The sequence below is a fragment of the Neobacillus sp. MER 74 genome, assembly GCF_023714155.1.
Genome location: NZ_JAMAUV010000009.1, coordinates 37,096 through 61,532 on the forward strand (window position 1 = coordinate 37,096; position 24,437 = coordinate 61,532).

Here is a 24,437-nt window from a genome sequence, read left to right on the forward strand (position 1 = left end):
TTAATAAAATCTCATTTTCCTGTAATATTTAATTTCTTCATCCGATACTGCAGGCTTTGGCGGCTTAGTCCGAGAAGGTTAGCAGTCCGGGATATATTAAAATCATTTTTGGATAATACATGATCAATATAAGATTTTTCAAATAGCTCCATTTGATATTTTAGTGGTACTGCTGCATCTGAATGTTCCTTAATAAAGGTGTCCACCGTGGAAAGGGGAATCATTCTCTCTTTCATCTGCATTTTGCTTCGATATTGGTAGGGTAAATGAGAGTAGGAAATCCATTCCTCATCAATCATAATGTTCATCGCAGCTTCAATGATATGCTCAAGTTCGCGGACATTCCCCAGCCATTCATACTCGAAAAATGACTGTTTAACTTCCTCTGATAAACCTTTTACATTCATTTGAAACAGTTCATTGTATTTTTGAATAAAACTCTCCACTAATAATGGAATATCCTCTTTTCGCTCCTTTAACGCAGGGATAAAAATAGTGACAACTCCCAGACGATAATATAAGTCTTTGCGCATCCGATTATTAGCAATCGCATCAATCGGATCTTCATTCATATTGGCAATGACTCGAACATCCACAGGCGTATCCTTCGTATCCCCAATTCGCCTTATCGTTTTTTCCTGTAAAACACGTAGTAATTTTGCCTGCAAATTTAGATTCAATGAGTTAATCTCATCGAGTAACAGGGTACCTCCATTGGCTTGTTCGAATAACCCAGGGGTGTCGACCGCCCCCGTGAAGGCGCCGCGTTTTGTTCCAAACAGAAGACTTTCGATTAGATTATCAGGCAGGGCAGCGCAGTTTTGTGAAATGAACGGGCCAGATAGCCGAGTGCTCCCATTGTGGATGCTCTGAGCAAAAAGTTCCTTCCCTGTACCAGTATCTCCAACAATTAAAACATAGGAAGAGGTCCTAGTTGCACGTTTGGCAGATTCAATAACTTCTTTAATAGCTGGACTGTTTCCAATGATTTTATCAAAAGTGTATCTGGTCTGCCCTTTATTTAGGTTGCCTTTAATGAGACGTTCCAGCTTTGTTACATCCTTGGCGATTTCGACAGCACCCTGTAGTTTTTCGTTGTTAAAAATAGGAATGGTATTGTTAATGGTCGTAATTTCGCTGCCTTTATTATTAAAATAAGTTTGTTTGACGTTTCTTGTTTCTTTGCCCTCCTGGAGTGCTTTTACTAGTGTACTAGATTGGTCGTCTTTAAACATAAATACATCAAGCAGGTTTTTGTCTATAACATCTTGAAGGTCCATGGACTCCATTTGCATCATTTTTTTATTATAAATAATTGTTTTCCCCGTTTCATCTACTGCATGGACACCCACATCTACCTCGTCTAAGATCCGTTTATAAATCCGATTTAGGTAATGCAAATAATTGACGGTATGATTATTTTTCTCCATTTAGATTCATTCCCTTTGATTAATCCTTTATGCACTATTTAATCAAATAAAACTTAATAATGCAAAATAGTTTTGCAGTTTTATTGAAAAAGTGTTAAATTTGCAAAGAATATTGGCATTAGTTAGGTATTTCCTTTATTTTTCCCTATTTGTAGATAAATGGTTTTCCTTTTTAGTGGAAAAATTATTTTTGCAGCATAAGTGCAAAATTTTTATTGAGATGCAAAAATATTTTGCTTGTCTGTTCAAAGAATATACACATTTTAGATGATTTTAATTTTGGCACAAAATTTGCATTCTAAATTTATAAAAATATAGTGATAATTTAGAAATTATTATCTGTTGTTAATAGACTACTATTTCTCTATAATTTCTAATGGTAAAGGTTTAATTATTGCCTTTAGCAAAAAATTATCCTACTTTTTGGATATTGAGAGTTGGAAGCGTATTCTTTTGTTTGGGGAGAAGGGGGAAATTTAATGAATTTGCAGGAAAACAATTCGAATCATGAATTAAAACGGACGATGAAGACGAGACATTTATTTATGATCTCTTTGGGTGGGGTAATCGGTTCAGGTTTATTCTTGGGTTCTGGCTACACAATCAGTCAGGCTGGCCCAATAGGTGCCATCCTCGCCTATATAGTTGGCGGTTTTATCATGTTTCTAACCATGCTTTGTCTCGGAGAATTGTCTGTAGCCATGCCTGTTTCAGGCTCGTTTCAAACGTACACGACAAAATTTATTGGACCAGGAACAGGATTTGCGCTCGGCTGGCTATACTGGTTAGGCTGGTCCGTTACAGTTGCCTTAGAGTTTCTATCTGCTGGTCAACTTATGCAAAGATGGTTTCCTGATGTTCAAGTATGGATTTGGAGTGGTATTTTTGCGGTCATTTTATTCTTACTGAATGCTCTATCTGCAAGAGCATTTGGTGAAGCAGAATTTTGGTTTTCAAGTATAAAAATCTTAGCAATTATTCTGTTTATCGCATTAGGCGGCGCTGCCATGTTTGGATTAATTGACATGAATGGCGGTCAAGCTGCACCATATTTATCTAATTTTACTGCACACGGTCTTTTACCTAACGGATTTTCAGCACTAATTGTTACCATGATCGCGGTTAATTTTTCTTTCCAAGGAACAGAATTGATTGGGATAGCTGCAGGGGAAAGCGAAAATCCAGAAAAGACCATCCCAAAATCAATTAAACAAACTGTATGGCGTACCCTTGTGTTCTTTGTATTAGCTATATTTGTTGTATCTAGTTTAATTCCAATGGACAAAGCAGGGGTTGTTGAAAGTCCATTTGTTGTCGTATTTGATAGTATTGGTATTCCTTACGCTGCAGATATTATGAATTTTGTTATCCTTACAGCACTGCTTTCTGTTGGAAACTCTGGATTATATGCGGGAACCCGGATGTTGTATGCGATGTCAAAAGAAAAAATGGCGAGTCCTATTCTCACAAAAGTAAATAAACGAGGCGTACCGATTAACGCACTACTTTTCACAATTGGTATTGCTTTATTATCATTACTTTCAGGTTTCTTTGCAGAAGAAACGGTATTTATGTGGCTTCTTTCCGTCGCTGGTTTGGGTGCTCAAGTTGGCTGGATTTCCATTACTGCTTCACAAATTGCCTTCCGCAGAAGATTTATCCGCGAAGGTGGAAAAGTCGCAGACCTTAAGTTCAAAACACCACTTTACCCGGTTTTACCACTAATCGCCTTAGTATTAAACGTTTCGGTTTTAGTAAGTTTAGCATTTGACCCAGCACAACGCTTAGCTCTATATTTAGGAGTTCCATTTGTGGGTGCATGTTACTTGATTTACCATTTTAAAATTAAAAAGCTTCGAGAACAGGATATGATTGATGAACACGAAATTGAACTGATCGAAAATAAAAAAATGGTGATCTAATTCCATTGAAAAACGCTTGGAAAAATCCAAGCGTTTTGTTTTTTTGCATAGGATAATCCCAAACTTTAAATACTATGTATCGAGGTGATAGTAATGGGAGATTGGAATGAACAAGCGGCGCCAAATAATAATTTGCCACCAAGGACTATCAAGCATGGTGAAGTAGTTGGAGCCGAAGCGAAACACGAGTTTTCAGAGGAATTATCTGATGGAGGCGAGCGTGACCAAAACATTAAGGTGCTTAGAAATAACGGGAGAGCAAAATAAGCAAAGTGTAGTGACGATGAAAGCATCGTCACTTTTTTTTAAGCTATTTACATTTAGAAGGATTCAATATAGAATATCTATGTACCTAAAATATCTAGGTAGGTGAGAAGATGTTTAACCGCGAATTAGTAAAGGGCAGTACTTCCTTAATCCTGCTTCAGCTATTAAACGAACGAGATATGTATGGCTATGAACTCGTGAAAGAGCTGGAACAACGAAGTGATAATGATCTGAGTGTAAAAGAGGGAACCTTGTATCCTGCACTACATAAACTTGAGAAGCAAGAGTACATTGAATGTTACTGGCAGGAACAGGAAAAGGGGCCGGCACGGAAGTACTACAAGATCACAAAAGCAGGAAAAGAATTATTGGGTGAAAAAACACGTGAATGGCAGGACTTTGTTAAAGTGATGAACAAGGTGATAGGGAGATCGAAGCATGGAACGGCCGAAGAATAGGTTTTTGAATGAATTGGCAAAGGGATTAGGAGACCATTTAGATAAAGAAGAAATTCTCCGTGAATATGAGTCACATATCGATGAAATTCTGTTTGAATTAGGAGTTCAGGATGTGGATATAGTTTATGATTTAATTGTATCCCGCCTAGGCACTCCAGAGGAAATTATCCAAATTTGGAGAGATGAGTTTTCTGTTACTCCCAGCAATATGAAGTGGCTGTTTATCCTTTTAAATGTACTTTTTTTCGGAGGGGGGGGTTTACTTACCCTTGCTCACAATGTCTATCAATGGAAATGGATCACAGCTGCTTGGAACCACCTGACAGCGATTCCCGCCTTGATTGCTATTTTGTATCTATTTTTTTGGGCCTTATTAGGATACGAAATAGGAAAGGGGTTTGGCCATAATGGAAGGGTGCTTCTAAATAAAACGTTTTTACTTTCTCTTATTCCAAATTTAATTCTAATGATCCTTACTGTGTTTCAAATTATTCCGCATTCATGGTTTGCCCCATTGTTAACGAAAACGTTTATTTTTGCTTGTATCCTTTTTACCATCATCTTATATCCAATCAGTTGGATTGGATATCAGTGGGGAAGAAAAGCTTCGGTATAAGCATTTTTTTTGGATACATACCTAGTAAAACTATATATATAGAAAATCTATACAAAATGAGGGATGAAGATGGAAACGAAAATAGAAACAAAAATAGGTAAGCCTGCTTGGATCTTCTTATTATTATGTTTATTGCTTGGTATTTTAGCAGAAGAAGCATTTTTTCGCAGTGAGATAGGGATTTCCTACTTCGTGTTTATTTCCGCATTTTATTCAGTGTTTCTTTGGCGGTACCGACGCTATCAATTTTCCCATCAACGGTTAGGATACTTAATTCTTTGTTGTGTTTGGCTGATGTCGGCCAACTACTTCCTAACTAATAACTTTCTCTTTTATGGCTTAAATATCTTGGTGATCCCTGGGCTGGTAATCTTTCATTTGGTGTTAATAACTAGTCCGAAAAATTTTCAATGGAATAAACCTGCTTTTATTACGTTGATATTTATACGCTTAATCCAATCAGTAAAATTTAATATCGGTTTTGTATCATTGATTGGGAAGATCTTAAAACAAAGCGGTCATGATGACAAACTAATAGTATGGAAAAAGGTATTTCTCGGGATTGCGATCTCACTGCCAATCTTATTTGTTGTATTGAACTTACTAATATCGGCAGATTCACAATTCGAACAATTGATTGGCGACATCCCCCAATGGTTTCAAGTCATCAATGGGGAACGAATCTTTAGACTTATAGTGATTTTAATTTGCACGTTTGCCTTCTTTGGTTTCATGCAAATCCTTTATACCCGACGTATTAATGTAATGAGACAGCCAACAAATGAGAACCCCCTTAAACTAGATGGGATAATCACCATTACAGTTCTTGTGATCATTAATTTAGTGTATCTTTTGTTTATACTCGTTCAATTTCGGTATTTCTTCAGCGGGTCTTTATCGGAAGACTTTACCTATGCAGAATACGCTCGAAAGGGTTTTTTTGAGCTCCTGTTTGTTACACTGATCAATTTATCAATAACAGTCATCGTAGTAACGTACGTAAAGAGGGCAGCAGGTTTTTTGCAAAGAGCCACACAAATAATGTTAACCATCCTTGTCCTCGCGAGCTCTGTTATGCTTACTTCTGCCTATATGCGGTTAAGTATGTATGAAGATGCGTATGGATTTACGTTCACAAGGGTTCTTGTCCATTCGTTTATGATTTATCTTGTTATTATTTTTACGTATACACTTGTGAAAATATGGGTGGATAAGCTATCATTATTTCATTTTTACTTTATTTCATCATTAATCTATTACACGGCTATTACAATGATTGATTTAGATAAAATTGTCGTGAGTGAGAATCTGAATCGGTACGAGTTCAGCGGGAAAATTGATGTTCACTACCTCAATAACCTATCTTTTACAGGAGTTTTAGGATTAATCGAACTCTATGAAAAAGACCAGGATTTTCCGGAATTAAAAACAGTTCTCTTAGAACGAAAACAGGATGTCCTTGCTGAAGACCTCCCCTGGCAGTCGTATAATCTAAAACGAGAGCAGCTAGAATCTGAACTTAGGAAGTTAGATATCCAATGAATAAAAAGACGTTTCGGAGGGAGGGACGAAGCGTCTTTTTATTAAAATAAATTAGGAATATTGCAAAAATACTAATAAAATGGTAAAAAGGAAAGGGACTGTAATTTTTTAACAAAAATAGTAGGGTGGGATAAAATGAAGCGATTTTTCCGGGGACTTGTCAGAATTGTATTAATAATAGGAGGATTTCTTTTTATTTTTAATCTTCCCTCATTATTAGGGATTGGAAAGGATCATATAGAAGTTAACTTTGAAAGTTTTTGGGTTAATCTTAAATCCGATTTTCAATTGTTACTTCAAGCAAATCAAGATAAATACATAGAAATTCTTAAAAAATTACATATTGCTGAGAGCTATCAGTATACGATGACAATTCTATTATGCAGTCTTTTATTTATCATTTTCCTTGCAATGATTTCGGCTTTATTGATTTTCCTCTCACCAGAAAAAGTAAAAAATAAATTGAAAAATGGACTTAATTTCTTCGAAGGTATTCCGGATTTACTCATTATTTTATTATTCCAGTTTTTTGTTATCACCCTATATAAATCAACAGGATTAAAATTTTTACAACTGTATGGATTATTTGGTCATAAGCCTTATTTTGTTCCAATTATGACCGTTTCTTTTCTACCATTTTTCTTATTACTACAATTTCTTATTAAGATTATTGATGAGGAACAAGAACAACAATATGTTCTCTATGCGAAGGCAAAGGGAATGGACAGAGTTTGGACATTACTAGTCCATATGCTGAGAAACATTTTTCCACTTTTAATATTGCAGTTAAGAACAATCGTATGGATATTACTATCCAATATTTATTTGGTCGAAATTTTATTTAATATTAGCGGGTTTAATCAACAATTGTTTAAAATCATTTTTATGGATGGAGAATTTTTTATCCTTGTTATGTGTTTGCTTATGTTATCCATTCCATTGGTTATAATCGAAACTGCAGGCTGGTTTATTTCTAAGTTAATCAAAGGGAAGGGGGCGGTTAGTATATGAGAAAATACAAAAAGACGATTATTGGATCAACCTTACTGCTTCTTCTATTGATCATGAGTCTCTTATATCCTTATTATGGGCCAAAGGATTTTAATAATCAGGTGCTTGTTAAAAATGAACAGGGTGATATCATCGGAAGGGCGCCATTTCCACCTTCTGAACAACATTTATTAGGAACGAACCGAAATGGTGAAGACATGGATTGGTTATTACTATATGGTGCAAAATTCACCTTAATTTCAGCTTTTGTAGTTGCATTATTAAGAGTTTTTCTCGGGGGGATTTTCGGTATTTTTCTATCCATGTGGGCTCCATTCTTAAAAGGTTATGTGAAAGACTTTTTCCTAACTTTCCGTTACATCCCATCAATTCTCATTGCGATACTGTTGATGATTCCGATTGTGGGCGATTTTAATGATGTTGCTATTTCATCAATCGTAACCTATCAAATTATTATTCTTGTATTTATCGGATTTCCATCAGTCACTATTTTCGCCTCTGATGTAACGGATCAATTATTACAAACTTCATTTGTACAAAGCTCAAAGTTGATGGGGGCTGGGAAATTACATATTGTCAGAAAACAGTTGATGCCATATATCCGTTCTTACGGAATTCTGTTTTCAGTCCAGCAATTTATAAGTACCCTCCATATTACCATGCAACTTGGTCTGTTTGGAATGTTTCTTGGAGGAAGAAATAGGGCAGGTGTCATGGGGTATGAGGAACCAGAGAAGCCAGCAACCATAACAAATGAATGGGCAGGTTTGATCGGTCAAAATTTTAGTGAATTTGTACGTGCGCCATGGGCCATCTTAACTCCAGTATTCGGATTTTTTATAGTGATCGTTATCGTAAATATGATGAAGAATGAACTAGAAGGTAATTTAAATGGTGTAAAGTTGGTTAAGAGGAAAAAGAAAAAAGATCTAAGTTCAAAAGTTGCCGCTTATTCTGCTGAACAATTTGAGTTTGTTCAAAAATAGCCATTCGTAAAAATCAAGGATCATGGGATATGATCGGGATTTTGATTAATAGATTTTTCTATGGAAACCGGGCGGATGCTCGGTTTTTATAGTATAAAAAAAGCAGGACCCATTGGTCCCGCTCTCTTAAATCAGTCACCATTAAACATATCGAAAATGCCCCGTGCAATACTTCCTTCATCCTTTGCACCGCCGCGTGAAGGGGCTGCCGCAAATACCCGGCTTGCCAGACGGCTGAATGGCAAGGATTGAATCCATACCGAACCTGGGCCTCTTAGGGTAGCAAAAAACAACCCTTCACCACCAAACAACGCTGTTTTAACCCCTTTTACAAATTCAATATCATAATTAACGCTGCTGGTCATTGCCACTAAACAACCAGTATCTACTCTTAATGACTGGCCAGGCAAAAGGTCTTTTTTAATAATTGTTCCGCCCGCATGGACAAAAGCGAGCCCGTCGCCTTCTAACTTTTGCATGATAAACCCTTCACCGCCAAAGAAACCAGCCCCGATTTTACGTTGGAATTCAATCCCAACTTGAACTCCTTTAGCTGCAGCAAGGAAAGCATCTTTTTGGCAGATAATTTTCCCTCCCAGTTGGCTTAAGTCCATTGGAATGATCTTTCCAGGGTACGGAGAAGCAAACGAAACGTGCTTTTTGCCCATGCCATTATTGGTAAAGGTTGTCATAAATAAGCTTTCACCAGTAAGGACGCGTTTTCCGGCACTAAATAATTTTCCCATGAGGCCACTTCCACCCCCAGAGGCACTGCCATCACCAAAAATAGTCTCCATATGTATGTCATCATCCATCATCATAAAACTGCCTGCTTCAGCAACTACAGTCTCTTGCGGATCTAGCTCAACCTCAACAAATTGCATGTCATCTCCAAAGATTTTAAAATCAATTTCGTGGTTATTCATACTATTCCCTCCACTTTTTAAAATGGCAAATCTATTTATATTATAAGGAATTTAGGAATAAAGTGCTAATTTTAGCCAATAAAAAAGGACGCCTGTTTACACAGACGTCCTTCGCGTATTGAGGCGAAAAACCACACTCCACATAGTGCGTTCCATAAAGGAATGTTTCTCGACTTACACAACTCAGCTCATCGCTTAGCTATTATACCATGGCAATGTCAGTCAAACAAGTAATTTCTTAAAAAATAAATTTTTAACGGAAATACTTGAAACTGGAGATAAATTATCATATATTCAAATAATCAGATATACAAAAATAAGAGGATAAGAAGGGTTAATATGTTAATTGATAAAAGATTCCATAATTATTCCATAAGGAGTGTGCCAAAGGATCTCCTGTCTGGATTGATTGTCGGGGTAATCGCGATTCCACTGGGGATGGCGTTTGCTATTGCTTCGGGTGTGAAACCAGAGTATGGAATCTATACGACTATTGTTGCAGGGATTCTTATCTCCTTATGTGGCGGATCGAAATATCAAATAGGCGGCCCTACCGGTGCGTTTATTCCAATTTTATTTGGTATTGTAATGACCTACGGTTATGAAAATCTCCTCATCGCTGGGTTTCTAGCAGGGTTTATTCTCATGTTAATGGGCATTTTTAAACTTGGATCTTTAATAAAGTATATTCCTAGACCTGTAACGATTGGATTCACCACAGGAATCGCCGTGACAATATTTACTGGTCAAGTTGCTAGTTTCCTAGGTTTGGAGGGTATAAAGAAACACGAGGAATTTATTAGAAATGTCCAAGAAATTCTTGTTCATTTAGGCACTATTAATATGTTTAGTCTATTAACGGCTGCAATTTGTTTATCCACGGTCATTCTAACACCAAAAATAGCGCCAAGAGTTCCTGGTCCGCTGATTGGCTTAGTGGTTTCTTCGGTCATTGCAACATTGTTCTACCCAACACAAATTGCGACGATTGGAACTTCCTATGGACAAATTCCAAGTACTTTACCTGAACTCCATATTCCGGATCTGAACATTGAGACGATTGTTAAGATGCTAAAGCCAGCCTTCATCATTGCGATGCTCGGTGGGATAGAATCATTGTTATCAGCCGTGGTGGCAGATGGAATGACGAATAGCAGACACAACAGCAATAAAGAGTTAATCGGACAAGGAATTGCCAATATGATTACGCCTTTATTTGGCGGGATCCCAGCAACAGGGGCAATTGCACGGACTGCAACAAATATAAAGAATGGAGCAATTTCACCGTTTTCTGGAATGATTCATGGGGTAGTTGTCTTGTTGGTCTTATTGTTTTTTGCACCTTATGCATCGTATATCCCGTTAGCGAGTATGGCGCCAATTTTGATGGTCGTGGCGTGGAATATGAGTGAAAGAAAAGTTTTCTCCTATATATTAAAAACAAAATCGACAGATTCACTAGTTTTATTGGTTACTTTTTTATTAACGGTTTTTGTAAATTTAACCACGGCAGTAGAGGTGGGCTTAGTTATGTCTGCCATCCTTTTTGCCAAACGAATGAGCGACGTCATGGTTACGGCGAAAGCATTACCGAACCGGAAACACAAGCATGAAAAAGTTGAAACGGGTATTGTCTCTGATACAAATGATTGTCCGCAAATTAGTATTTTTAATGTGGAAGGGCCATTATTTTTCGGGGCGGCGGAAACTTTTGAGAAAACAATCATGAGCACCATCAATTATCGTCCGAAGATTCTTTTGTTGCGCATGAGTAGGGTTCCATTAATGGATACAACCGGTGAAGCGACTTTATCTAGTATTGTTCGCCATTTTTCAAAAAGTGGTATAATCATGATATCGGGCTTAAATCCGCAGCCGGAAAGTGTTTTGATAAAGACAGGATTATATCAAATCATCGGTGAGGAACATTTCTTTGAACATACTGGAGAAGCCATTCAATATGCCCTTGAGCATATTAACAAAAATAAATGCCTCGGCTGTAAGCATTTTGCGTTTAGGGAATGTAAAAAACTATCAGCAGCAGAGGCTGCAGAGGGAAGCAGAACAAAGCTTACTGCTACTTTCTAAAATTGCATGGGAGTGGACGAATTGAATCTTGAAATGCAGCAATTTAAAGCGGAGTTTTTCAAAGCACTAGCACATCCATTGAGAATCCGCATTTTAGAGCTTTTAGCTGAAGGGGATAAGAATGTCAATGAAATTCAAACCCTAGTAGGTAGTGAAGGGTCGGCAGTTTCACAGCAACTAACTGTCCTAAGAGCAAAAAATATTGTTTCTGGAACAAAGGAAGGGAACAAGGTCATTTACACACTAAAGGACCCGATGATTATCGAATTGTTAGCAGTTGCAAGACAAATCTTTAACAACCATCTTGTCGATACCATCACAATTCTAGATAAATTTAAAGATGATGAAGAGGAACCAGCGGTGCCGAAGAACTAAATTCTTCGGTTTTTTCTTTATTGAGAAAGATACACTAAAAGGGTAATCCAACTTTGGACTAGGAAGAGCCAGGAAAGTAAGAGCGTGTCCGAAGTAGATCCAACTTCGGACAAGTGAGGGCTAAATAATGTGAGCAAGTGTCCGAAGTCGAGGGGACTTCGGACAAGGGAGAGGAAAATAAGTAAGCGAGTGTCCGAAGTCGAGGGGACTTTGGACAGGGGAGAGGAAAATAAGTAAGCAAGTGTCCGAAGTCGAGGGGACTTCGGACAAGGAAGGGCCAAATAAGCAAGCGAGTGTCCGAAGTCGAGGGGACTTCGGACAAGGGAGAGGAAAATAAGCAAGCAAGTGTCCGAAGCCGAGGGGACTTCGGACAAGGAATGGCCAAATAAGCAAGCGAGTGTCCAAAGCCGAGCCAACTTCGGACAAGGAAGGGCCAAATAAGCAAGCGAGTGTCCAAAGCCGAGGGGACTTCGGACAAGGAATGGCCAAATAAGCAAGCGAGTGTCCAAAGCCGAGCCAACTTCGGACAAGGAATGGCCAAATAAGCAAGCAAGTGTCCGAAGCCGAGGGGACTTCGGACAAGGAAGGGCCAAATAAGCAAGCGAGTGTCCAAAGCCGAGGGGACTTCGGACAAGGAAGGGCCAAATAAGCAAGCGAGTGTCCAAAGCCGAGCCAACTTCGGACAAGAGAGAACCAAATAAGCAAGCGAGTGTCCGAAGAGCGAGCCGACTTCGGACGGATTCATCATGCTATATGTCATCCTTGAGGTTAAACATAGCTATATATCTTTATCCAAGAATTAAGAAAAAAGTCGAAAAAATTTATCGACATAATCACAAAATAACAATAGCTAACTAATCGTTCGTTTTTTTATGAAAACACTTTCATTTTCTGAAAGATGGTTTTTGTAAGCGATGTCGAAATGACTCGAATTCTACTAGAAAACAGTTGAGAAATGTAGAAAACTGTAGGTGTATATTGGTTTGTCCTATGTTGACATATAGACTACTAGAATGCTAAAATTTAGTCAGCCGTTGCACGAGATTAGATTTATGTTACACAGCTTGTTCAAAGTTTTAACCGATGTTTGGATGAGGAAATGAAGGTAAAGCTATCACGTTGTAATTTGGTGAATTTACACATGGCTTACGTGTATAAGCCAATAGGAGGATTTTTTTTCATGAAAAACGGTAAAGTAAAATGGTTTAACTCAGAAAAAGGTTTTGGATTCATCGAAGCTGAAGACGGTAACGACGTATTCGTTCATTACTCTGCTATCCAAACAGAAGGTTTCAAAACTTTAGAAGAAGGCCAAGAAGTTTCTTTCGAAGTTGTTGAAGGAGCTCGTGGACCACAAGCTGCTAACGTAACTAAAAAATAATTTGTTATCTACTATAACAGCCCGGACTAGATCCGGGCTGTTTTTTGTATTTCCAAGTTTATAATTGCTGCCTAGTATAAAATACCCAATATTCCAGTAATCAGCTTGCATTTCCAACCTCATTTCCATTTGTATTTTGCTATAATAGTAGTATTGGAAAGATGCAGAATAATAAATTGGGGTGAGTAGATGAAATTTATCCATACAGCTGATTGGCATTTAGGCAAACTCGTTCATGGGGTCTATATGACAGAGAATCAGCGTGAAGTACTTGAGCAATTTGTGGCCATTGTTGCGGAAGAAAAGCCGGATGCTGTTGTTATCGCAGGAGATTTATATGATCGCTCGGTCCCACCAACTGATGCTGTAGAATTACTTGATGAAATTCTCTTTAAAATTAATGTTGAATTAGAAACACCGGTTGTGGCGATTGCTGGGAACCATGATAGCGCAGAAAGACTTTCATTTGGAAGTTCCTGGTATAAACACAGCCAATTTTATTTATCAGGAAAATTAACAAACAGCTTTACTCCTGTCCGAGTTAACGGTGTTAATTTTTATTTAGTACCCTATGCTGAGCCTGGAGTAGTCCGTCAATTACTCGGGGATGATTCCATCCATTCCCATCAAGAGGCAATGAAAGCACTGGTAGGAAAAATGGAAGAAAATCTTAATCCGAATGAGCCTAATGTTTTGGTTGGACATGCCTTTGTATTAGGAGGTCAAACATCTGATTCAGAACGAATCTTGTCTGTAGGAGGTTCTGGTTGTGTTGGGGCTGAATTGTTCGAACCATTTTCCTATACAGCTCTTGGTCACTTGCACAGTCCTGATGCCATTAACCACAATAAAGTGAAATATTCAGGTTCCCTTTTAAAATATTCTTTCTCGGAAGCTAAACAGAAAAAGTCGATTTCGATTATTGAAATGGATGATAAAGGTAACTTTACGCACCGTTACCGCTCGCTGACACCAAAACATGATATGCGGGAAATAGAAGGGCATCTGGAAGAATTACTTGATCCATGTTTTTATGAAAAAGAAGCGATCCATGATTATTTAAAAATCACTCTCCTTGATGAAGGTGCCTTAATTGACCCGATTAATAAATTACGTCAAGTGTATCCCAACGTCCTCCATCTTGAACGAAAATTAGATTTAACTGACTTAAAGAAAAAACAATCATTCACCTCGATTCGAAGTGAAAAAAAATCAGAAATTGAGTTGTTTGAACAATTTTACACAGAAATGACAACCTCCGAATTTTCGCTTGATAAAAAAACGGCGATGATAGAAGTCATTGAAAAAGTGTTAAAGGAGGAGGGATTGAAATGAAGCCATTAAAACTGACGATGCAAGCTTTCGGCCCTTATGCTGGCTTTGAAGAAATTGACTTTACCGCACTAGGTAATCGGACAATGTTTGTTATTTCCGGAAAAACCGGCGCCGGAAAAACAACCATTTTTGATGCCATTAGTTATGCGATCTATGGAAAAGCAAGTGGGGAGGACCGCAATGGTCCTGAACTCCGCAGCCAGTTTGCCAATGACGAGTTATTAACCGAGGTTTCACTAGATTTTTCTCTTCGTAACAAAGCATATTCGATTACGAGGTCACCTCAGCAATTGAAGAAGAAAGATAAAGGCGACGGCTATACACAAGTAGGTGCTAAAGCAGAGTTATATATATGGACAGAACATGGTGAAAAGAAACTGCTCGCTTCGAAAATTAATGATGTTGAAGAAAAAATTAAGGAAATAATGTTGATTGATGCCAATCAGTTCCGGCAGATTTTAATGATTCCGCAAGGTGAATTCCGTAAACTTCTCACCTCAGACAGTAAGGATAAAGAAGTTATTTTACAGCGGTTGTTCCATACCCAATTATATAAAATGGTGGAAGAGAAACTAAAGGTTGAAGCAACTGAACTAAAAAAGTCGGTTGAGGACCAAGTCCTAGCAAGAAATGAGCAGATTCGACGAATACAAGCTGTAACCAATCAAGAACTCCGTGAATATTTGGATGCAGACAGTGTGAACGATACAATCATCATGCCGCTTTTACTAACAGAAATTGCTGGTATGGCTGAAGTGTTAGAACAATTGAATCTCCAATTAAAAGAAAAAGCCCAGAAACAGGACAATCTGAAGGGGCAGTTGATTGAAGCAGAGGGAGTATTAAAGAAGCTTCAATTAAAAGAGGAGTTAAAGGGGCAAAAGGCAAGACTTGATTCTCAGGAAGAAGTGTATAACGGGAAAGAAAAGCAGGTGCAGCTTGCCCATAAGGCCGCCGTTTTAGCGAAGCAAGAAGAACTATGCCACCGCTTAAAGCGCGAAGTGGATCAACTTGATGGGAATCTGAAATCCATTCAGATGGAAATCGAGAAATTGGAAGGACTTTTAAAACAGCATGAACAACATTTACAAAACGAACTGGAACGAGAAGGAGAACGCCAGGCCGCCCTTGATGAGGTAAATCGATTAGACAATATGAGGGAGGATGTCTATTCGTTTGCAACATTACTTAAAGAAACACAAAACAAGGATGCTGAATTAAAAGCTGCGCAACAAAAGCTTAATCAAACAGAACAATTTCTCGAACAACTAGAAGTGAAACAAGTGAATCTACAACGTCAAAAGGAAGAAATTGAAAAAGGGAAACTTATCTATCTAGAAAATACAGGCAGAATCGATAAACTGAATTTAGAAATTGATCGCTTAGACAAATACGAAATGTTGCTTGCCCGCCATCAAAAAGCTGAGCAAAATTTACGGTCGATCACTGCGAGATATGAAAATACTACTGCTAGATATACAGATTCAAAAGCATTGGTGGAACAACTAGAGAGTAAATGGATGCACGGCCAGGCCGCAATATTAGCAGTAAAACTTCAAACAGGTGAAGCCTGTCCAGTTTGCGGCTCGGAGCACCATCCATCACCAGCGATACAAAATAGTGGTAGTATTCCGACAGAAGAGGAAATGAAGGCAGCTAAGGCTCAAAGTGCCAACTGGGAAGAAGCAAAGTCTGCAGATGAAGCAGCCTTTTACCAGAGTCAGTCAGCTGAGGCAGCGCAAAGGGAAGCTGTAGCAGAAATAATGAACGAAATTCGTTCCATCCGAGCAGATTTTACTGCTGATCTTTTAGAGGATGCAAAAATGGAGGTATTGACGGCGAAGAACCAGCTGGTTCAGAAGCAAGGAAAGCTTGCGGAACAGATAAAAAATCTTGATAAAGTGAAGAGGGAATTAGAAACCATAGAAGTTGAAAAAGTAGATATGCAAAACAAACTACAGCAGGTTTCAGCTTTAATCAATGAGTTAACCGTTCAATTCACTGAAAAGAAGACTACCATTTCTCGGATGATGAAAGTCGTTCCAGAGAATCTACGCTCGGAAGTGGAATACGAAAAAGCACTTACGGTTTCTAAAAACCGGCAGCAAATGTTAGTAAAACAGTTGGAAGAGGCACAGCAGCGCCTGCAGCAAGTGAGAGAAAAACTTTCAAATGAAACAGCAAGATTATTAGATGCTAAAAAGCATCATGAGAGTAAAAAACAGGAGCTGGACTCCGAACGAGAAATCTTTATTAACAAACTCTCCGAGCAGGGCTTTGAAAAATACGGTACTTATGCTGAAGCAAAACGCACGGAAGCAGAAATTCGTAGTCTTGAAACTGAAATCCGTAGTTATCGAGAAGAATTACGTTCAGTTTCTGACCGGTTGAAAGAATTAACCGATGAGTTAATGAATGTAAAAACACCAGATGTCGATGGATTGAAGCACGGAATTGCGAACATCACAAGTGAAATCGAGGCTCTTACTCAGCAGCAAACCAATCTATTTGTTAAAAAGAGGGATAACGAAGAAATACACAACCGTGTGGAAAAATTGAATGAACAAATGAAAGTTCTTGAAGAACGTTATAAGTTAATTGGTCATCTTTTTGAGATTGCTAAAGGCCAGAATAACTTCCGGATTACCTTCGAAAGGTATGTACTGGCTTCATTCTTGGATGATATTTTACGTGAAGCAAATGGCCGCTTACGAAAAATGACTTCCGGGCGTTTTCAATTGCTGAGGAAAACCGACCGTTCCAAAGGGAATGCTCAAAGCGGATTGGAATTGCTTGTGTTTGACCAGTACACAGGTCAGGAACGACATGTCAAAACATTATCGGGCGGGGAAAGTTTTAAAGCTTCCTTATCACTTGCACTCGGTCTGGCAGACGTAGTGCAAAATTATGCCGGCGGGGTTTCTTTAGAAACGATGTTCATTGATGAAGGTTTTGGTACGCTTGATCCTGAATCCCTGGATCAGGCTATCGAAGCATTAATGGATATTCAAAGCAGCGGCCGTTTAGTTGGTATTATCTCGCATGTTCCGGAACTCAAAGAACGAATTGACGTCAGACTCGAAGTTAGGGCCGATCAGACAGGAAGTAGAACGGAGTTTGTGTTTACAAATTAATGTTAATCTAAACTAAAAGCAGTGGATTCAATTAAATCTCACTGCTTTTAGTGTTGGTTAGAATTTATTTAATTCATTAGTACATAACTTATAAAGGCTTAAAATTAGGAAACGGATGCTGAGCTTCAGCAAGCGTGGAAAGACTCGTTAATTCGGATAGTTCACCAATTTTATTCCAAACTGCCATGACTTTAGAAGATTGGTGTGCTTTTTCAATGGCCTCTGTTGATCGCCATTCTGCGATTTCAATGATCGTCCCATCCTCTGCTTGTAGGGTTAATAATTCTCGACTAGTAATCAACTCTTCCTCGCGGAGTGTTGGGATATGTACTTTAAGGAGTTCTTTTAATTCCTCCTCTTTTCCTGGGTTCGGACGATAGAGCGCCATGAACACTAATGAAGACATATTAAATTCTCACCTCCTTTAATAACGTCATCATACTTATGATAATTCTTTAGAAATGGCGCGTCCAGCTTGCCTCCCTGAAAACAAACAGCCACCGAGAAACGTTCCTTCCAACGAGCGATAACCATGAATGCCGCCTCCGCCAAAACCTGAAACTTCGCCCGCTGCGTATAGACCGGGCACAGGTTTTCCAGTTACATCAAGGACTCTGCCGGATAAATCGGTCTGGAGACCGCCTAGTGTTTTTCGGCTGACAATGTTTAAACGTACTGCAATTAATGGACCCATTTTGGGATCGAGAATTCGATGAAGGGGTGCCACTCTGATCAGTTTGTCCCCAAGATAAATTCTGGCTCCACGCATGGCCGTAATTTGAAGATCTTTGGTAAATTTATTTTCAATCTCCCGGTCTCTAGCAAGAATCTGTCGCTCAATCTCTTCGAGAGACAACAAGTTATCACCGGAAAGTTTATTCATCCCGGCTACAAGTTCAGACAGGGTATTCGCAATCACAAAGTCTTCTCCCTTATCCATAAATGCCTTTACGGGTGCAGTAGGTCCTGGGAGGACACGAGCTAACACTTTTTTGATACTTTTCCCAGTCAAATCAGGATTTTGCTCAGACCCAGATAGGGCAAATTCTTTTTCAATAATTTTCTGGGTTAAGATGAACCAGGAGTAGTCGTAGCCTGATTTCATAATGGCTTCGAGTGTTCCCAAGGTATCAAAACCAGGAAAGTTCGGCGCAGGGAAACGCTTCCCCTTGGCATCAAGCCAAAGCGAGGATGGACCCGGCAGGATCCGAATGCCATGGTTCGGCCAGACTGGGGCCCAGTTTTGAATTCCTTCGGTATAATGCCACATTCGGTCACGATTGACAATTCGTCCGCCGGCATTTTCCGTAATGCCAAGCATTCTTCCATCCACATGTTCCGGAACACCTGAGATCATTTTTTGTGGAGCTTTACCGAGCCTTTCGGGCCAATTTTTTCGAATGAGTTCATGGTTACCGCCAATCCCTCCGCTTGTAACCGCAACAAATGAAGAATGAAACTCAAAATCCCCAATTACCTCTCGGGAGCTAGCCTCCCCGCGAGCAGCATTACTTGGAACCAAAATGTCACCCCTAACACCGGTGATGACACCATTTTCTTTCATTAATTCATTCACACGATGGCGTGGGCGATAATCGACAATTCCGTTCCTCATTGCTTGTCTGACTCGATTCTCGAATGGCTTAACGAGACCCGGACCTGTTCCCCAGACAATGTGGAAGCGTGGGACTGAGTTGCCATGGCCTTCAGCCGTGTATCCACCTCGCTCTGCCCAACCGACAACCGGGAAAAAACGAACCCCCATTCCTGTCAGCCATTCTCTTTTTTCGCTGGCTGCAAAGTCAACATACGCTTCAGCCCACTTTTTCCCCCAATAATCCTCATCTACTTCTCTGTCAAAACCTGCAGCCCCTAACCAGTCCTGCCAAGCAAGTTCCTTGGAGTCCTTGATCCCCATTCTTCTTTGTTCGGGAGAATCGATAAGAAATAAACCTCCAAATGACCACCAAGCCTGGTCGCCAAGAGAGGCTTCGGGTTCTTGATCCAAAAGCAGTACTCTTTTTCCTGCATCTGCAAGTTCAGCCGTTGCCGCCAAACCTGCTAGGCCTGCACCCACCACAATCACATCAAATTTCAAATAAATCCCCCCGGATACTTTCAACTAGGGTAAACCCTCCGAATTTGTTAATTTCTCATAAAGAAAGTTTGACAAAGTGCTATCATTTTCCTTCATTTTAACTATTTTTTGAAATATTTAATGTGAAAAAATTTCTATTTTTAATTAAATATGGAAATGACTAGGGTGTTAGGTATAAAGCTGAAATTTGAAGAGGAGATTTCATGGTATTTACATTTTATTTTGTCTTAAGTTGGATGATGATGGGCTTATTTATCTTTAATCGTCAGGAGAACCGAGGGTCGAGAAAGGAGCTATTATTTCTTGTTCTGCTAACCTGTCTTATTAACACTCATACCTATTTAGGTTTATTTGAAACATTTAAATGGATGAAAACCACAACCACTCCGAAATTATATTTGGCATTTCTTCTATTTCGAAGTGTCTTCAGCCCATTATTTGTTTCTTATCTCATTATGTATATAAATAATAGTACTTTAATAAAACAGTTTTTACTCCTTTTACTATACTGTCTAATAATCCTTGGGATTGATAAAGTAAATTTAAGCAGTGAGTTATATACCTTTAAAAAGTGGAATCATATTTTTACCGTTATTTATTATCTGCTTTATTTGTTTTTTGCCATGTATGCATTTAATTGGTTTAAAGGACTGCAAGAGCAGGAGGTGAAATGCAAGGATGATGTTGGTAGAACATAAATTTGGTCAGAATGATTATTTTGTTATTTGTGCGGTTTTAGTATCCTGGGGCATTTTTTTCTTTTTGCCAAAAGTGTTTTCAAATCAATTAACCATTCTCATCTTCCTTTATAGCTTAACAGCTGCAGGTCTTTTCGATAATTCATTTGGATCTGAGCCGTTTGACTTTTATGATATCATGGATGGTCCTGCATACACAGTTATGGATATAGTAGTTTATTTCCTCTATCCACCATTTTCCTATCTTTTTCTATACATTTATAAAAAATTTCAAATAAAGGATCGCTACTTAGTGTTTTTTATTTTAAGTTTTACTGCGGCCGCTATTGGGGTAGAGTGGGTTTACCATAGCATGGGTGTTTTTCATTATAAAAATGGAAACAGTATTATTTACTCTGTTTGTGCTTATTTATTCATTCAATCGCTATTAATTGTCTTTTATCGTTTTCTCCGACCAAATGAACAGGTGAAATAAAAAAATCAGATGAATCTGGTTTTTCGTAGTTTAAAGTGTTTTTCTGAAGGATGGACTAGATGAATGTGGAGATTTCTTGAAAAGCGAAGACAAAGATGTCGTAAAATCTACCCTTGAACAATAGAGCCATAATCGATACATTAGAAGGGAAGAACGATAAAGTAGGTGGCATCCTTGGAAAAAAGATATTTTACAATTGGTATGGCAGGGCACATCGACCACGGGAAAACGTCTTTAACCAAAGCGTTAACCAATGTAGATACAGATAGATTAAAAGAAGAAAAGGAACGTCAAATTTCCATTGAGCTTGGCTTTGCACCATTATATGAAGATGATGAAATCCAAATTTCAGTGATTGATGTGCCAGGACACGAACGGTTTATCCGGCAAATGATCGCTGGAGTTGCAGGGATTGATTTGGTCGTGCTCGTTGTTGCAGCAGACGAAGGTGTGATGCCGCAAACGAGAGAGCACTTAGACATCTTGAAATTCTTAGGGGTAAAAAATGGTTTGGTGGCCATATCAAAAATTGATCGAGTGGATGAAGAATTTTTCGAACTTGTTAAAGATGATATTTTAGAGGAACTTTCTGGAACTGTATTTGAGGATGCACCGTTTGTTTTGGTAGACAGTCTTTCCAAAAAAGGCATCGATGAGATGAAAGCATTAATTATCCAAAAATTAAAAGAACAAGAAATGCGTGATGCGAAAGGGGCATTCCGTCTCCCGATTGATCAGGTATTTACAATAAAGGGCCAAGGTACTGTAGTTCGAGGAACGGTGTATGAAGGAACAGTAGTCGAAGGACAAATCCTGAAAATTATGCCCAAAGGGCTTGGGGTTAGAGCACGTCAGATTCAAGTCCACCATTCACCGGCTGAAAGGGCGTTCGCAGGACAACGCACGGCTATTAACCTATCAGGTGTCTCTAAGGAAGATGTTGAGAGGGGAGATGTGCTTGTCTCCTCTGAACATTTCCTTGTCACGAAGACACTGGATGTAGCGATTCGTGTCGTTGAAGACCTTGAGCACATGGTCAAACAGCGAATGCCGATTAAGCTTCATATCGGAACCGCGGAGGTAATGGGCCGGATAGTCTTTTTTGATCGGAATGAAATCAAGGAGGAAAATGGCGAAATCCTTTGTCAACTGAGACTTGAGGAGGAAATTTTAACAAAACGCGGGGATCGCTTTATCTTACGTCGTCCGAGTCCGCAAGAAACGATAGGCGGGGGCTGGGTGATTGATCCACGTGGTGACAAATATCGTTTTGGTAACCAGACGATTGAAGAACTGGAAAAGAAAAAGGTCGGTTCACCGAAAGAGCGGATTACTACTGCTTTAATGGAAGCAAAGTGCCTGCCCCTGGCTGAGTTAATCAAACGGACCTCTTTAGACGAATTCACAGTAACTGAAAAATTAAATGAGAAAGAATTTGTCTTTTTTGACGGGAAAGAATATACGCTCCAATTGTTGATTAATTCAATTGAGGAAGATATTTTTGATAGATTACAGGATTATCATCTTCTTTATTCGATGAAAATAGGGATAAATAAAGCTGTGCTGTTGCAAACCCTTGAAAAAAGAGTTCCAAAACATTTGCTGGATTTTGTTATCGAGAATGGAATTACCAATCATATCTTTAATAGAAGAGGGCAGTTTGTTTCGATAGCCAGTTTTGTGCCTCATGTGCCCAAAAATTGGGCAAAGCGGACTGAAAATCTGGTTGCCGAATTAAAAAAGGATGGATTAAAAGTTCGTTCTCTAAAAGAGTATTTTTCTGATGCCGGAATCCCTGGCACTCTGGAGGCAGATTTAAGACGCTTTTTAGAAGAGGAAGAAGTACTGGTCCTGTTGGATGCCCAGTTTGCATATCATGGAGATGTGTTTCAACAAGCAGTGGCTAAATTGCGCAGTCAAACAGGAGCAGAATTTGATGTCGGAGCGGCGAAAGATGTTCTAGAACTTTCACGGAAATATATGATTCCATTTTTAGAAAAATTAGATTCAATGGGTCTAACCAAGCGTTTGGAAAATAAGAGAATTTGGAACAAGTAACAAAAAAGCCTCTATTCCGAGTTGGAATGGAGGCTTTCGTCGGTTAAGATAAAAACTCTGCAGGGTTAAGTCCAAGTTCACGGCAGATATCGCTAACCATTTGCTTTTCATTGTTGTCAAAATTTCCATCAGCATAGCCAATGGCGATGCAATACCGGGCGACAAGACGAGCAATTTCGGGTTTGGTTCTAATTTTTCCAAGAGCACGGAAGGCTTCCGCACGACCCATCATCCGGTCATTTTCTATTCTAGAAACAAACAAGTTAAATTTTTGGATGACCTTCGTCGTATCAAAAACACGTAATTCTTCACTTTGATGGACGAACTCAATCATTTTTTGACGTTCAGAAGCATCCAAGTACCCATCTGCCATGGCCACTAAAGCACAGGCAGCAACCACTGCTTCAAGGACATCCTGACTTTTGTAGCGATTAAAAAGTTCCTGTGCCTTTCTCTTCGAATTGTTTGCCCATTCAGCGTAATCAGTTTGCGATGGGGACCAGGAATTTCCACAGCTATTACATGAAAATTTTAATTGATTTTTCCCGATGAATCCACCAAGGAGACCGACAGGACCAAGGATGAGTCCGCCAATGGCTGCTTTACCCAGACCGAATCCTTTCTTTCCTGTCCTCACATTTGACGAGTGACAGCGCGGACAAATGATCTCATCTCCACCATATGTTTGGTGAGAATTGACTGTCGCAGGATACGACTGTGCCGGAAATCCGTAGGCAGGCTGTTGATAGGATGATTCAGGCTGAAGATGGGTGCGCTGCTGATTTGGATTTGTATAATTTTGCTGGTATGGACTATTCTGCTGGAACAGATTAGGGCTTGATTGGCTTTGTTGGTACGAATTAGGATTTTGTTGGTAACTTGGCGGTGTTGGGACACTCGAAGGTGGATCATCAACAGCAATTCCAAAGTTCCGGCAAAGTGCTGCAAGGCCACCTTGGAAACCACTGGCTATCGCATTAAACTTCCATTCGCCATTATGCCGGTACAATTCAGCAGCGACAATGGCTGTTTCTACCGTGAAGTCTCTGCCCAAGTTAAATCTTAATAATTCCTCATGCGTTTGCTCATTAAAGATGCGCACATAAGAATCTGATATTTGTCCAAAATTTTGCCCTTTTATTTGAGCATCATGGATAGTAATGGTGAAGGCAACCCGATGAATGTGGGAAGGTACCCTAGCTAAATCAATCCTGATTTGCTCATCATCGTGTGCTCCTGCACCAGTACGATTGTCACCGCTGTAGATGATGGATCCGTTTGCACCGTTTGGATTATTATAAAACACAAAATCCTGATCACTGTTCACTTTTCCAGATTCACCTAATAAAAAGGCAGATGCATCTAAATCAAAGTTTGAACCCTGTTGATTAATATTCCATCCTAGCCCGACCACGACATTTTGCAGGCCAGGGTGAGATTTGGTTAAATCCACTTTTTGTCCCTTGCTAAGTGTAACACCCAATTTATTTCACTCCTCAACGATTTTGTTCCTATGTACATTATAATGTATTTTTAAAAAAAGGGAAAAATTTCTAGATATTCCAACTTCCTATCCTAGTTATATGTACGAAATAATGATGAAAAAGTTTCAAAATAAATGAAAGAAACAAATTTGC

General features: G+C 39.0%; 20 protein-coding genes. 15 read left to right on the forward strand and 5 right to left on the reverse strand.

From position 1 onward, the window contains the following. Nucleotides 1-11: 11 nt before the first annotated feature. Nucleotides 12-1,430: a sigma-54 interaction domain-containing protein gene (locus tag M3610_RS16010; protein ID WP_251460558.1), complete on the reverse strand. Its 1,419-nt coding sequence runs from the start codon at nucleotides 1,428-1,430 to the stop codon at nucleotides 12-14. Nucleotides 1,431-1,909: 479 nt separating this feature from the next. Here M3610_RS16010 and M3610_RS16015 point away from each other — a divergent pair, with 479 nt between their 5' ends. The 7 genes from M3610_RS16015 to M3610_RS16045 all read left to right on the forward strand — a co-directional run bounded on the left by M3610_RS16015 (nucleotide 1,910) and on the right by M3610_RS16045 (nucleotide 8,232). Next, nucleotides 1,910-3,352 carry an amino acid permease gene (locus M3610_RS16015; protein ID WP_251460570.1) on the forward strand — a complete coding sequence of 481 codons (1,443 nt, stop codon included), beginning with the start codon at nucleotides 1,910-1,912 and terminating at the stop codon, nucleotides 3,350-3,352. Nucleotides 3,353-3,445: 93 nt separating this feature from the next. After that, complete coding sequence (locus tag M3610_RS16020) at nucleotides 3,446-3,619, forward strand: hypothetical protein (protein ID WP_251460573.1); 174 nt, start codon at nucleotides 3,446-3,448, stop codon at nucleotides 3,617-3,619. Between the two features lie 110 nt (nucleotides 3,620-3,729). Next, a complete protein-coding gene (locus M3610_RS16025) occupies nucleotides 3,730-4,077 on the forward strand; it encodes a PadR family transcriptional regulator (RefSeq protein ID WP_026566891.1) in 348 nt (115 codons plus the stop codon). After that, nucleotides 4,058-4,693 (forward strand): HAAS signaling domain-containing protein, encoded by a 636-nt coding sequence (locus M3610_RS16030; protein ID WP_251460576.1) that lies wholly within the window; start codon nucleotides 4,058-4,060, stop codon nucleotides 4,691-4,693. Before M3610_RS16025 ends, M3610_RS16030 begins: the two co-directional genes overlap by 20 nt. Nucleotides 4,694-4,762: 69 nt before the next feature. Further along, on the forward strand, nucleotides 4,763-6,235 hold the full coding sequence (locus M3610_RS16035) for a DUF4153 domain-containing protein (protein WP_251460579.1): 1,473 nt from the start codon (nucleotides 4,763-4,765) through the stop codon (nucleotides 6,233-6,235). A gap of 135 nt (nucleotides 6,236-6,370) precedes the next feature. Then, the gene (locus M3610_RS16040; RefSeq protein ID WP_251460582.1) at nucleotides 6,371-7,246 is read left to right on the forward strand and encodes an ABC transporter permease subunit; all 876 of its coding nucleotides are present in this window, start codon (nucleotides 6,371-6,373) and stop codon (nucleotides 7,244-7,246) included. Further along, complete coding sequence (locus M3610_RS16045; protein WP_251460585.1) at nucleotides 7,243-8,232, forward strand: ABC transporter permease subunit; 990 nt, start codon at nucleotides 7,243-7,245, stop codon at nucleotides 8,230-8,232. The genes M3610_RS16040 and M3610_RS16045 overlap by 4 nt, the downstream gene beginning before the upstream one ends. A gap of 131 nt (nucleotides 8,233-8,363) precedes the next feature. Here the strand turns inward: M3610_RS16045 and M3610_RS16050 are convergent, their stop codons facing one another. Continuing rightward, the gene (locus M3610_RS16050; RefSeq protein ID WP_098575250.1) at nucleotides 8,364-9,158 is read right to left on the reverse strand and encodes a TIGR00266 family protein; all 795 of its coding nucleotides are present in this window, start codon (nucleotides 9,156-9,158) and stop codon (nucleotides 8,364-8,366) included. A gap of 339 nt (nucleotides 9,159-9,497) precedes the next feature. On the opposite strand from M3610_RS16050, the gene M3610_RS16055 reads away from it, so the two are divergent. From M3610_RS16055 to M3610_RS16075, 5 genes are all read left to right on the forward strand, one after another. Continuing rightward, entirely contained in the window at nucleotides 9,498-11,246 is a 1,749-nt protein-coding gene (locus tag M3610_RS16055; protein ID WP_251460588.1) for a SulP family inorganic anion transporter, read from the forward strand. A gap of 21 nt (nucleotides 11,247-11,267) precedes the next feature. Beyond that, on the forward strand, nucleotides 11,268-11,621 hold the full coding sequence (locus M3610_RS16060) for an ArsR/SmtB family transcription factor (RefSeq protein WP_251460601.1): 354 nt from the start codon (nucleotides 11,268-11,270) through the stop codon (nucleotides 11,619-11,621). 1,180 nt (nucleotides 11,622-12,801) lie between these two features. After that, nucleotides 12,802-13,002 carry a cold-shock protein gene (locus M3610_RS16065; RefSeq protein ID WP_007083969.1) on the forward strand — a complete coding sequence of 67 codons (201 nt, stop codon included), beginning with the start codon at nucleotides 12,802-12,804 and terminating at the stop codon, nucleotides 13,000-13,002. 189 nt (nucleotides 13,003-13,191) lie between these two features. Beyond that, the gene (locus tag M3610_RS16070; protein ID WP_251460603.1) at nucleotides 13,192-14,337 is read left to right on the forward strand and encodes an exonuclease SbcCD subunit D; all 1,146 of its coding nucleotides are present in this window, start codon (nucleotides 13,192-13,194) and stop codon (nucleotides 14,335-14,337) included. Continuing rightward, nucleotides 14,334-17,471: an SbcC/MukB-like Walker B domain-containing protein gene (locus M3610_RS16075; RefSeq protein ID WP_251460604.1), complete on the forward strand. Its 3,138-nt coding sequence runs from the start codon at nucleotides 14,334-14,336 to the stop codon at nucleotides 17,469-17,471. Before M3610_RS16070 ends, M3610_RS16075 begins: the two co-directional genes overlap by 4 nt. An 88-nt stretch (nucleotides 17,472-17,559) precedes the next feature. On the opposite strand, the gene M3610_RS16080 is transcribed toward M3610_RS16075, so the two are convergent. Both M3610_RS16080 and M3610_RS16085 read right to left on the reverse strand, forming a co-directional pair. Continuing rightward, nucleotides 17,560-17,877: an antibiotic biosynthesis monooxygenase gene (locus M3610_RS16080; protein ID WP_251460606.1), complete on the reverse strand. Its 318-nt coding sequence runs from the start codon at nucleotides 17,875-17,877 to the stop codon at nucleotides 17,560-17,562. Nucleotides 17,878-17,913: 36 nt separating this feature from the next. Next, nucleotides 17,914-19,569, reverse strand: coding sequence for an FAD-binding dehydrogenase (locus tag M3610_RS16085; protein ID WP_251460608.1), 1,656 nt, complete (start codon nucleotides 19,567-19,569; stop codon nucleotides 17,914-17,916). A 203-nt stretch (nucleotides 19,570-19,772) separates the two neighbouring features. On the opposite strand from M3610_RS16085, the gene M3610_RS16090 reads away from it, so the two are divergent. The 3 genes from M3610_RS16090 (at nucleotide 19,773) to selB (ending at nucleotide 22,800) form a co-directional block, all read left to right on the forward strand. Next, on the forward strand, nucleotides 19,773-20,267 hold the full coding sequence (locus M3610_RS16090) for a hypothetical protein (protein ID WP_098575257.1): 495 nt from the start codon (nucleotides 19,773-19,775) through the stop codon (nucleotides 20,265-20,267). Further along, the gene (locus tag M3610_RS16095; RefSeq protein ID WP_251460610.1) at nucleotides 20,248-20,742 is read left to right on the forward strand and encodes a hypothetical protein; all 495 of its coding nucleotides are present in this window, start codon (nucleotides 20,248-20,250) and stop codon (nucleotides 20,740-20,742) included. The genes M3610_RS16090 and M3610_RS16095 overlap by 20 nt, the downstream gene beginning before the upstream one ends. A gap of 174 nt (nucleotides 20,743-20,916) precedes the next feature. Further along, nucleotides 20,917-22,800 (forward strand): selenocysteine-specific translation elongation factor, encoded by a 1,884-nt coding sequence (gene selB / locus M3610_RS16100; protein ID WP_285851275.1) that lies wholly within the window; start codon nucleotides 20,917-20,919, stop codon nucleotides 22,798-22,800. 43 nt (nucleotides 22,801-22,843) lie between these two features. Here the strand turns inward: selB and M3610_RS28020 are convergent, their stop codons facing one another. Beyond that, on the reverse strand, nucleotides 22,844-24,283 hold the full coding sequence (locus M3610_RS28020) for a TerD family protein (RefSeq protein WP_098575260.1): 1,440 nt from the start codon (nucleotides 24,281-24,283) through the stop codon (nucleotides 22,844-22,846). Nucleotides 24,284-24,437 lie beyond the last annotated feature (154 nt).